At 59.1% G+C, this 10,272-nt stretch carries 14 protein-coding genes and 2 pseudogenes; 7 read left to right on the forward strand and 9 right to left on the reverse strand.

Annotated elements, in window-relative coordinates:
- From ACPYOJ_RS32515 to ACPYOJ_RS32535, 5 genes are all read right to left on the reverse strand, one after another.
- Positions 1-794, reverse strand: a 794-nt coding sequence (locus ACPYOJ_RS32515) for a response regulator (RefSeq protein WP_481419925.1), incomplete at its 3' end; no start/stop codon positions are given.
- Positions 791-1,168 (reverse strand): response regulator, encoded by a 378-nt coding sequence (locus tag ACPYOJ_RS32520; protein ID WP_481419926.1) that lies wholly within the window; start codon positions 1,166-1,168, stop codon positions 791-793. The genes ACPYOJ_RS32515 and ACPYOJ_RS32520, both read right to left, overlap by 4 nt.
- On the reverse strand, positions 1,161-1,514 hold the full coding sequence (locus tag ACPYOJ_RS32525; RefSeq protein ID WP_481419927.1) for a response regulator: 354 nt from the start codon (positions 1,512-1,514) through the stop codon (positions 1,161-1,163). Before ACPYOJ_RS32525 ends, ACPYOJ_RS32520 begins: the two co-directional genes overlap by 8 nt.
- A gap of 44 nt (positions 1,515-1,558) precedes the next feature.
- Positions 1,559-1,996, reverse strand: coding sequence for a response regulator (locus tag ACPYOJ_RS32530; RefSeq protein WP_481419928.1), 438 nt, complete (start codon positions 1,994-1,996; stop codon positions 1,559-1,561).
- Positions 1,959-2,186, reverse strand: a complete 228-nt coding sequence (locus ACPYOJ_RS32535) for an ATP-binding protein (protein WP_481419929.1) — start codon at positions 2,184-2,186, stop codon at positions 1,959-1,961. The genes ACPYOJ_RS32530 and ACPYOJ_RS32535 overlap by 38 nt, the downstream gene beginning before the upstream one ends.
- Before the next feature lie 108 nt (positions 2,187-2,294).
- Here ACPYOJ_RS32535 and ACPYOJ_RS32540 point away from each other — a divergent pair, with 108 nt between their 5' ends.
- On the forward strand, positions 2,295-2,567 hold the full coding sequence (locus ACPYOJ_RS32540) for a tetratricopeptide repeat protein (RefSeq protein WP_481419930.1): 273 nt from the start codon (positions 2,295-2,297) through the stop codon (positions 2,565-2,567).
- Between the two features lie 170 nt (positions 2,568-2,737).
- On the opposite strand, the gene ACPYOJ_RS32545 is transcribed toward ACPYOJ_RS32540, so the two are convergent.
- The gene (locus ACPYOJ_RS32545) at positions 2,738-3,709 is read right to left on the reverse strand and encodes a LysR family transcriptional regulator (protein ID WP_481419931.1); all 972 of its coding nucleotides are present in this window, start codon (positions 3,707-3,709) and stop codon (positions 2,738-2,740) included.
- Between the two features lie 62 nt (positions 3,710-3,771).
- On the opposite strand from ACPYOJ_RS32545, the gene ACPYOJ_RS32550 reads away from it, so the two are divergent.
- From ACPYOJ_RS32550 to ACPYOJ_RS32560, 3 genes are all read left to right on the forward strand, one after another.
- Positions 3,772-4,476, forward strand: a complete 705-nt coding sequence (locus ACPYOJ_RS32550; RefSeq protein ID WP_481419932.1) for an SDR family NAD(P)-dependent oxidoreductase — start codon at positions 3,772-3,774, stop codon at positions 4,474-4,476.
- 82 nt (positions 4,477-4,558) lie between these two features.
- On the forward strand, positions 4,559-4,885 hold the full coding sequence (locus ACPYOJ_RS32555) for an NIPSNAP family protein (RefSeq protein ID WP_481419933.1): 327 nt from the start codon (positions 4,559-4,561) through the stop codon (positions 4,883-4,885).
- A gap of 251 nt (positions 4,886-5,136) precedes the next feature.
- On the forward strand, positions 5,137-5,265 hold the full coding sequence (locus tag ACPYOJ_RS32560) for a hypothetical protein (protein WP_481419937.1): 129 nt from the start codon (positions 5,137-5,139) through the stop codon (positions 5,263-5,265).
- Positions 5,266-5,337: 72 nt separating this feature from the next.
- On the opposite strand, the pseudogene ACPYOJ_RS32565 reads toward ACPYOJ_RS32560, so the two are convergent.
- From ACPYOJ_RS32565 to ACPYOJ_RS32575, 3 genes and pseudogenes are all read right to left on the reverse strand, one after another.
- Positions 5,338-5,679: pseudogene (locus ACPYOJ_RS32565) on the reverse strand (IS5 family transposase); the annotation flags it as partial.
- A complete protein-coding gene (locus tag ACPYOJ_RS32570) occupies positions 5,655-5,792 on the reverse strand; it encodes a hypothetical protein (protein WP_481419938.1) in 138 nt (45 codons plus the stop codon). The gene ACPYOJ_RS32570 and the pseudogene ACPYOJ_RS32565, both read right to left, overlap by 25 nt.
- Before the next feature lie 60 nt (positions 5,793-5,852).
- A pseudogene (locus ACPYOJ_RS32575) lies at positions 5,853-5,924 on the reverse strand (hypothetical protein); the annotation flags it as partial.
- Between the two features lie 666 nt (positions 5,925-6,590).
- Here ACPYOJ_RS32575 and ACPYOJ_RS32580 point away from each other — a divergent pair.
- The 3 genes from ACPYOJ_RS32580 to ACPYOJ_RS32590 all read left to right on the forward strand — a co-directional run.
- Positions 6,591-7,778 (forward strand): ATP-binding protein, encoded by a 1,188-nt coding sequence (locus ACPYOJ_RS32580; protein WP_481419934.1) that lies wholly within the window; start codon positions 6,591-6,593, stop codon positions 7,776-7,778.
- 706 nt (positions 7,779-8,484) lie between these two features.
- Entirely contained in the window at positions 8,485-9,561 is a 1,077-nt protein-coding gene (locus ACPYOJ_RS32585) for a Gfo/Idh/MocA family protein (protein ID WP_481419935.1), read from the forward strand.
- A partial coding sequence (locus ACPYOJ_RS32590) for a sugar phosphate isomerase/epimerase family protein (protein ID WP_481419936.1) occupies positions 9,561-10,272 on the forward strand: 712 nt, incomplete at its 3' end. The genes ACPYOJ_RS32585 and ACPYOJ_RS32590, both read left to right, overlap by 1 nt.

Consider the following 10,272-nt stretch of genomic DNA (forward strand, 5'->3'; position numbering starts at 1 on the left):
TCCCATTTGGGCTCGATGCGACGTGATGCTGTCACCATGTCGAGTCCGCATTGCAAGCTGGCAAAAACCGGATCTGGCATGCGATCAAACAGGCCGGCCGTAGCCATAAAGGCGTCGCCGATAGTCTTGATCTTCTCCATCCCATGCTGACGGACGATTCGTTCGTATTCGCCGATCAGCGCCTGAAGATCCTCCACCACGTTCTCCGGCGGATTCTCATCGCAATAGGCTGTGAAGCCAACGATATCGCAGAATAGCACCGCGACCTCGTTGTAGCGGCGGGGCCGGACCTCATTGGTCGCTTTGAGCTCGCGCACCGCGCCGGCGGGTAGGATGGCGTACAGAAGCTCGTCCGCTCGGCGCTTTTCGTTTTCGATTTGCTGCGTGTATACCGCTTCTTGGTCGCGCAGCTTCTTCTTTTCCAGGCACGCGGCCACGCGGGCGCGCAGGAGAACCGCGTTGAACGGTTTGGCCAGATAATCCTCGGCGCCGAGGCTGATGCAGCGCGCCACACTGTCGATCTCATCGACCGCCGATATCATGACAACCGGAATGTTGCGCAGCGTTGTGTCGGCCTTCAGGTGCTCAAGCACCTGGTAGCCGTCCATTTCCGGCATCGTAATGTCGAGCAGCACGACATCGAACGGTCTCGTTGCCAGCATTTCGAGCGCCTCCCGTCCATTGCCGGCGGATGCCACGTTTCCGTAGCCTTCTCGCTTCAACCGCTCAGTCAGCGTAAAGCGATTGTCCTCGTTATCATCGACGACGAGGAGGGCAGGTCCAACCTCACTCATGGCATCGACTCCTTTGGGAGCAGGGCCTTGATCTTTGCAAGCAGGCGCGCGAAGTCGACCGGCTTGGTATCGAAGTCATCGCACCCGGCTGCCAGTGCTGCTTCGCGGTCGCCAGCCATCGCGTGCGACGAGAGCGCGATCACGGGAATACCCCGCGTCTCAGCGAATGCCTTGAGACGTCTTGTCGCCCCCCAGCCGTCGAGGACGGGAAGGCTTAAGTCCATCAGGATCAGCGCCGGCGCATCCGATCGCGCACGCGCCACGCCCTGATCGCTATCGGTGGCGACGATCACCTCGTAGCCTTTGCGTCTTAGCCGCGCGGACAGCATGTAGATGTTGTCCTCATTGTCCTCGACATAGAGGATCCTAACCATCACGGCGATCCTTGTCAGGCGAGTTTCGTTTGGGAATATATCTTGCAACCATCTTGCGTAATTCCTCCAGAAGCTCGTTACGGCTGAAGGCGGTCTTGGCGAGCACGCGCTCGATGCCACCGTTCAGGCGCCGGTGGTCTTCCTCGCTGAGGGTCGCCGCCGTCACGACCACGACCGGCACCGCGTTGTAGGCGGGTTGCTTGCGCAGTTCGATGAGAAACTCGAAGCCGTCCATTTCCGGCATGATGAGGTCGAGAATGATGAGGTCCGGAGTCGCGCGGATGAGCCGTTCCAGCGCTACCCGGCCATTCTCGGCCTCGTCCACGTCGCAACCCTCTGTGCTCAATATGCGACACCATTGCTGGCGCGTGTTCTCATCATCCTCGACGATCAGAACACGAAGCGCTGGGCCAGGCGGCCGGACCAGAATTTCGTGATTAGTTTCCGGAGCGTGTCGCGCTCGATCGGCTTAACCATGTAATCGGCTGCACCGAGCGCGTACCCCCGGTTCCTCTCATCGGCCATGGTGAGCATCACGACAGGGACATTCGCGAGCTCAGGATCCGCCTTCAGTTCCTGCAGGACGCTCCAGCCGTCGCAGCCCGGCATCAGCACGTCAAGCGTGATGAGCGCTGGCTTCACCTGCCGGGCCAGTTTAAGCCCTTCCGCACCGTCCTTGGCGGTCACTACATCGCAACCCACGCGGGCGAGAAACCGGCGCATCTGGTCCCGCACCGCCTCATCGTCATCAACGACGAGGACCACGTTCGAGACGGGGCGAACACGATCATCAGCGGCGACCCCGGCGCCAGGGACCGGCTGCTCCATCGTGGGGCCTACTTGCCGACGGCAGCCACACCGTGAACCTGGTGCCGATGCCGGGAGTGCTGTCCACAGTGATCTCGCCATCCATCGCGCGGCACAGGCGTTGGCTGATGGCAAGCCCTAGCCCAGTGCCGCCGTACTTGCGGGTGGTGGAACTATCGGCCTGACTAAACTCCTGGAACAGGTTCGTCATCTGCTCGGCTGGAGTGGAGAGGCCGAGCGAGCGATAGAATGGAGCGAACGAGGCGTGCGGCTAAGCCCGTTTGATTCGTGGGCGTGGGCGGCGTTCGACGCGCAGGCAATGAGCCATTTGCTGCGTGGCCGATACGAGGATAGCTGTCGCGCGGCTTACAAGTCCGTTCAAGCCAATCCTGCACACAGCATCACCTATGTGCAGCTGGCTGCCGCGCTGGCGAAACTTGGCCGGCTGAACGAAGCACGAGCCGCCGCGGCGCGGGTGCTTGAGCTTCAGCCTTCCTTTCGCTACGGCCGTCAGTTCGCCGGCGTAAACTGTGCACCCGAGCTTGCGTCAACACTCGGCGGCGCCCTCCACGACGCCGGATTGCCGGAATAGCGTCGCACCTGGCGGAACTTACCATTGAGTTCGCATCGCCCCCCGAGGATGACGAGGCGACGCAGCTAACGGTCAAGTTCCCTCTGCTGCAAAGATCAGGCAAATGTGCCGCCTGGGTTCGCCGCCGACGGAGGTTGGGTTGAATTCCTCATCGATAGTACATATCCAATTCATGGTACTTGCGAGCCCTCCAGCAATTCTTGTTCTAGAAACTCCATAAACGCGATAACCCGCTGACTGAGCATATGGCCGCTCGTGACGGCGTAAACGTTCGCTTCGCGGATTGAAAATGCATCAAGGGCGGTTACAAGCTTGCCGGCAGCCAGCTCCCTTCGGATACCGAAGGCGTCTCTTCTTATAATGCCGAGCCCCGCGAGTGCCCAATCGCGAACAGTGAGGGTGTCGTTGGCAACCCGATCCCCCCGTACTCGTACCGATATGTGCTTGCCGTCAACAAGAAAGGGCCAGGCGGCAAATGACGCGTCAGGGCGGAAATGTACGAGACAGTTGTGCTCGGCGAGATCATCCGGATGCCTGGGATATCCTCGCAGATTCCAATAATCCGGTGAAGCGCACACAACTCTTCTAGACCGTAGCAGCAAACGCGCCTTTAGTGTCGAGTCGACCAGCGGGCCGTGTCGAAGGGCAAGGTCGATATCGTTCTCAACCATATCAAGGACATTGTCCGCGAACTGCAGAGTGATGGTTACCGCCGGATGCTTGAGAAGGAACCGATCCACAATGGGCACAAGTTCAACCCGCCCGAGTTCCTGCGGTGCAGTGATTTTGATCGGCCCGCGCAAGGGTCCATTCCGAGCATCCGCGAGCGCGGCGTCCCAATCGGCTAGGATTCGCCGTGCGTTCGAGAGGAACTGCCGGCCCTCATAGGTGAAAGACAGCCGTCTGGTGGTTCGCGTGATGAGGGTCGCGCCAGCCCGCTTTTCAAGTTCCCGTAACGCGACCGTTACCGTGGATTGGGCCACGGATTCTAGCCGCGCGGCTGCAGACAAGCTTCCAGTCTCGGCAATACTGACGAAAAGCCGCAAGGCCTCTAGGGTGTCCATTTCTCGCAAGCCTCGATAAGTGAATTCGAATCGGCTCGGATTATATCCAATCAACAAATATTCTAGAACTCGCGTCATCGTCGTCGCTGTCCGATCTCAAGGTTCGAAGCGGCATTCGCCAACGCAAATTATGGGAAGACATGACCGTGGAAAAAGTCGTCATTATCACCGGCGCATCGCAGGGCATCGGCGCTGAAATCGTCAAGGGATTCCGCAAACTCGACTATCGGATCGTCGCGAACTCGCGCAGCATCAGGCCGTCGGACGATCCGAACATCCTGACCGTGCCCGGCGACATCGGCGATCCAGCCGTCGCGCAGCGCGTGGTGTCCGAAGCAACTGCGCGCTTTGGCCGGATCGACACGCTGGTGAACAACGCCGGTATCTTTATTCCCAAGCCTTTCACGGAGTTCACCGTCGAAGATTATCAGGCGATCATGAACGTCAACATGGCCGGCTTCTTCCACATCACCAAGCTGGCCATCGCCCAAATGGAAAAGCAGAAGAGCGGCCATGTGCTGAACATCACCGGCAGCATCGATAACGGCACCAGCAACGGGGGGCTTGGACTGGCCGCAATGACGAAGGGCGGCCTGAACGCCGTCACCCGAGTACTCGCGATCGAATATGCCAAAAGCGGCATCCGCGTGAACGCAGTCGCGCCGGGCGTCACCAACACGCCTATGCATCGCGTGGAAGATCATGAGATGCTCGGGGGCTTCCATCCGCTGGGGCGCATCGCCGATCCGAGCGAAATCGCCAGCGCCGTATTGTTCCTGGAGTCTGCCGGATTCGTTACGGGCGAAATCGTACATGTCGATGGCGGCAGCCACGCCGGTCGGTGAGGACGGTAATGGAGCCCTCCGCGGTCGTCGCGAAGGGCTCCACAGGACGCGCCATCAATACCTGAGACAGGAGGCCTTTACGATGATCTATGAACTTCGCGTCTATCGCTGCATGCCCAACCGGCTGCCGGCATTGTTGAAGCGATTTGAAACAAAGACGATCCGAATATGGGAGAAGCACGGCATCCGACAGGCGGGCTTCTGGACGACGATGATTGGCGAATCCAATCAAGAGCTCACCTACCTTTTGGCGTGGGAGTCGCTTGCCGAGCGCGAGCGGAAATGGGCGGCCTTCATCAGCGACCCCGAGTGGTTGGCGGTCCAAGACGAAACCGAAAAGGATGGGCCCATCGTCGCCGACGTGGTGAACTCGATCTTGCAGCCAACCGCGTTTTCAAGCGTGCGCTAAGCGCCGCGTAAAGTCGGTGAAGAAGGGCCGGTTATGTACGACTTCATAGTAGTGGGCGCCGGCTCAGCCGGCGCGCTCATAGCGGCCGAGTTGGTCTGTAACACTTTGACCGCGTAGCACGAACAAATTTCTCATGTGGCCGACTTACCCAGACCGAGGGCAAGCGCCACACGATGTAGCCATTACCGCGAGGGAGTTTGTGGATGTCAGCAGAAATTCGGAACATATCGCAGGTGCAAGGGTACTGCAGTATGTGCATTGCTAGCTGTGGTACTGTCGCGACGGTGGTGGAGGGTAGATTCACCCGTCTGGTCCCCGATCCGACCCACCGGCGCAGCAATTTGCGCCAAGGGCCGGGCTGCTCCCGAACTAGGGCATAGACTCATAACGACCTGATCCAGATGCGCGTTGCGGCCAGCTTGATGGCGGCGAGAAAGTTGCGCGGGTCTTTGTCGTATCTGGATGCCGCGGAACTGTTTGAGTTTGTTGAAGAAGCGTTCGATCAGATTGCGTTGGCGATAGATCCATGCGCTGAAAGGAAAGCTGGCCTTGCGGTTCCGTTTTGCCGGAATGTTGGCCCAAGCCCGTTTTTCTTTGGCCAAGTCTCGCAAGGCATTGGTGTCGTAGGCGCGGTCAGCAAGGAGGATCGCGCCTTCGCGCATGTCCTGCAGCATCGGTTCTGCCATCCTGATATCGTGGGCTTGCCCCGCTGTCAGATCAAGGCTGATCGGTCTGCCGTCGGCGTCGACGACCGCGTGGATTTTCGTCGTCAGGCCGCCGCGGGAACGTCCCATGCAGCCATCGTCTCGATCCCCCTTTTTCCCGTGGCCGCATGCTGATGAACGCGGACACAGGAACTGTCGATCATGACAATGTCGCCGTCGAAGGCCTTTGCGATCTCGCGCAAGACATGATCCCAAACACCCGCTTTTCTCCATCGCACGAAGCGGTTGTAGCACGTGGTGTAAGGCCCATATCGCTCCGGTACGTCCGCCCAAGGCGAGCCTGTGCGGAACCGCCACAAAATGCCGTTGATCACCCGCCGGTCCCCGAGGTACGCCGCGACTCTTGTTCGGCAATAAGGGCTGAATAATCGCCCATTCGAAATCTGTCAGGTCGAAACGACGCCGGGTCACGCAAGGCCTCCAAATCAAGGCCTCATTGAATCATCATCCGCTCGCTTACAAAACCCCGTTATGAGTTTGCGGCCTAATACACCGTTTCTATCCCCGCAGGCGGGACACGGGCCTGCGAATGGTTATAGCAAATGCACAAGTTTCGGGGTGCCGTGACAACTACCTTTTGGTTCGGCTGGTCATGGGCATGCTCCTCTATCATGCGGCTTTCCCCCAATGTGCACGAGAAGTTGGCCCCACGTTTCGGTCAAACGCGGAGGGTGGGAACGGTGGCGGAGAATTTGCTACAAAGTTCCCGATTTCGTTGTCGGATCGAGTTCGGAGCAATCAACGAGGGTCAGCAGTTACGGCGACCCGAGCGCGAATGGGATGCGTCGGAAGAAAACCACCTAGACGATCATGGGCAGTTGTCGCTGGACGCCTCGGCGCTTCTGTGGACGGCGAAGCGGCGGGTGCCGACCCGTGGATTGTCCCAAGGGGCTTGATCCTAGATGCTTCTAGGAAGTTATATTGACTTATAACCACTTATAAATTATCAATGCTATATCTAATTAAAGTGGGTATGAGTCATGGATGAAGTTCGCAACCCTTTCGCTCCCGGCGCTGGATCGCAACCGCCCGAACTCGCCGGTCGTGATAAGATTCTTGAAGACGCCCGCATAGGAGTCCAGCGAGCCATTCGCGGCAAGCCGACCCAATCGCAGATACTACTTGGTCTTCGCGGCGTCGGAAAGACGGTCTTGCTAAACAAAATTGAGCAGATCGCGGAAGAGCATGGGCACTTAACTTCTATGATTGAAGCGCCGGAAGGGATCCCACTTCCAACCCTCCTCTATACCCGCATCCATCAGGTTCTTCGCAAGCTTAGCGTCATTGAGCAGGCGAAAGCTACTGCCTTCAGTGCGATGCGAGCGCTCCGCAGTTTTGCCTCGATATTCAAAGTTGAAATGGGGGACTTCGCCCTGTCTGTCGATCCCGAGACGGGGACTGCCGATAGCGGAAACATTGAATACGATCTTGCCGAACTGTTCGTCAGAGTCGGCGAGGCAGCAAAAGCTGCAGGGCGCGGTTGGACGCTTCTGATCGATGAAATCCAATACATTGGTGAGCAGGACTACGCCGCATTAATTGTCGCTATTCATCGAACAAGTCAAAAAGGGCTTCCCGTCTTGTTCTTCGGCGCTGGCTTGCCTCAGGTGGCGGCACTTTCTGGCGATGCGAAGTCCTATGCGGAACGGCTATTCTCTTATCCCTCGGTTGGCGCTCTTGACCAAAAGTCGGCGGAGCTTGCCATCAAGAATCCGATTGAGGGAGAGGGCGAGCAGATCGAAGTCGACGCATTGCATGCGATCGTCGCGAAGACGCGCGGTTATCCCTATTTCCTTCAAGAGTGGGGCTATCAGGCATGGAACACAGCAGATCACTCGCCAATAGATGCCGCAGACATTGATCAATCTTCACAGAAGGCTTTGCGGAGACTGGACGACGGATTCTTTAGAGTGCGTTTTGACCGCCTGACGCCGCGCGAACGTGAGTACGTTTGCGCTATGGCAAAGCTGGGCAACGGGCCGTACAAGTCAGGCGACGTTGCGGAGATGATGAAAGAGCCGCCCAACAAGCTTGGGCCGATGCGGGCAAGCATCATCAAGAAAGGTATGATCTATAGCCCTTCATATGGAGATATAGATTTCACCGTGCCATTGTTCGGCGACTACTTGGTGCGCAATTGGATAGGAGCCAAGCTGCAGCAAGCGTAGCAAGAAGCCGTAGGACGATGGCATGCGTGGAAAGGCTAGGCGGGGTGCATGTACGCTGTTAAACCTGCTCGTGAGGGCGGCCTCCAGTCGCGCCTTTCGTCGCCGAAGTTGGCTTCGTGTGCGAACTGCTCGGCGATCTCGGCTTGTCGTGGTCGGACGCTCGAAGCTCCGCAGGATGTCAAGCACGACATGGCGGTTGTTCTTGGCCTTGAGAAGCTCGGTCACGCGGCCACTTGCCGTTTCCCGTGATGAATGCGGGTGCGTTTTTGGATGCTGGGCCTGTCTCGAACTCGGCATCGTAGACCTTGATCACCTTCTCAAACGCCGCCTTCTGATCGTCAAGAACAACGATCTCTTGGCAGCTCTTCGATCCGGGCATCGATCTCGCTCAGTTTTGCTTTCAATTCGTCGACGACTTCCATCATACGCAATACTGAACCGCGCCGGGTTGGTCCACCAGCATGTCGATGTACTGGACCCGAACTTGGCGCAATGGCGCCGACCGAAGGCGACATGCAGCAGATGCTGATTATTGACGAGCCGAGTGGCTGCCTGCCCAACAACGCGAGATCATGGCCGGCCCTCCGACCGGAACGCCGATCGCGCCGGAGCAGAAAGCCTCTTTCGCGATCGACCTTTCGCAGGCAATTCTATTTGACGCCGCAACCGGCGCCGCTCTGTAACCCGTCAAACAAGGATGAATTCGATGCCAGCAAAACAGGAACGACGTCTGCGCATGGGTGTTCTCGGAGCGGGACAGATTGCGCAGGCGGCTCATTTCGAGGCCTGCACGAAGGCGGCGAACGCGGATCTCTACGCAATCTGCGACGTTGCGGATGACCTGCGCGAACGCATGGTCGTCACTCACGGTGCGGAAATGTCGTACAACGACTACGACAGGATGCTCGCCGACCCGAACATCGACGCGGTTATTATTGCGACTGCCGACGCTTTCCACGTTGCGGCGTCGATCCGGGCGCTGGAGGCCGGCAAGCACGTTCTATGCGAAAAGCCCATCGGCGTGACCGTGGAGGAATGCCGGGAACTGAAGGCCGCGGTCGAGAAGTCCGGAAAGACCCTTCAGGTCGGCCACATGAAGCGCTTCGACGCCGGCCTCCAGGCCGCCAAGTCCTTCATTCGGGACGAGATGGGCGACATGATCGCTCTCAAGGCCTGGTACTGCGACAGCACCCACCGCTATCCGATGACAGACGCCGTCCAGCCGTTGGTCGTCACCAGCGCCAATGCCAAGAAGCCGTCGACCAACCCAAAGGCGGACCTGAGGCGCTACTACATGCTCGCGCACGGCTGCCATCTGATCGACACCGCACGCTACTTCGCCGGGGACATCGTCTCCGTGCACGCCCGGCTATCCGAGCGGTGCGGCATCTGGTGCTGGTTCGTGGATGTGGAGTTCGCGACTGGTACGCTTGGGCATCTCGACCTCACCGTCCAGGTCCGGATGGACTGGCACGAAGGCTTCCAGATCTACGGCAAGAACGGCAGCATCCTCGGAAAGACCTACAACCCCTGGTACTACAAGAGCAGCGAGGTCGACCTCTTCCGGGAGGCTGACGGGGCGACGCACCGTGTGCTGGGCGCAGACGGCCACTTCTACCGCCGCCAGGTCGAAGGCTTTGCAAGGACGATCCTCGACAACACGCCGCTGGAAGGTGCGGACATCGACGACGGCCTGGCGTCCGTCCAGGCGATGGTTGCTATCGCCCGGTCCGTCGACACTGGAAAGCGCGTTGCCCTGGCAGACGTCACCGGGGGTGTGTGATGCAGCTCGGTATATTCGCCAAGACATTCGACGGAACAGATCCTGAAACCGTGCTTGCGGCCGTCAGAGCGGCGGGCTTCGCCTGCGCACAGTACAACATGGCGTGCTCCGGCCTCCCCGCGATGCCGGACGCCGTCGTGCCCGAGCAGGCGGCGCGGGTGGCAAACGCGGCTGCGACGACCGGCGTCGGGCTGGCCGCAGTGTCCGGCACCTACAACATGATCCATCCGGACATGGTGACACGGCTCTCTGGTCATCGAAAACTGGAAGCTCTGGCGGCGAGCTGCGCCGGTCTTGCGACGGGGCTGATCACGCTGTGCACCGGCACCCGCGATCCGGTTGACCAGTGGAAGGAGCATCCGGACAACGACACGCCCGAGGCTTGGCGCGACCTGCTTGAAGCGATGGAAATCGCGATCGGTATCGCCGACTGTCACAACGTCGATCTTGGGATCGAACCGGAACTGGCTAATGTCGTCAATTCCGCTCGGAAGGCTCGCAGGCTGATCGACGAGTTGGGCAGCCGCCGGCTGAAGATCGTGTTCGACCCGGCCAACCTGTTTGAGGTCGCATCGCTTGAGGACCAGCGTCGGATCGTCTCCGAGGGCGTCGACCTTCTCGCCGACCGCATCGTGATGGGGCACGCGAAGGACCGGACGGCGGAAGGAGGCTTCACCACCGCAGGAAAAGGAATTTTAGACTATCCTCACT

Source organism: Rhizobium sp. SVR5-9E (genome assembly GCF_056755095.1).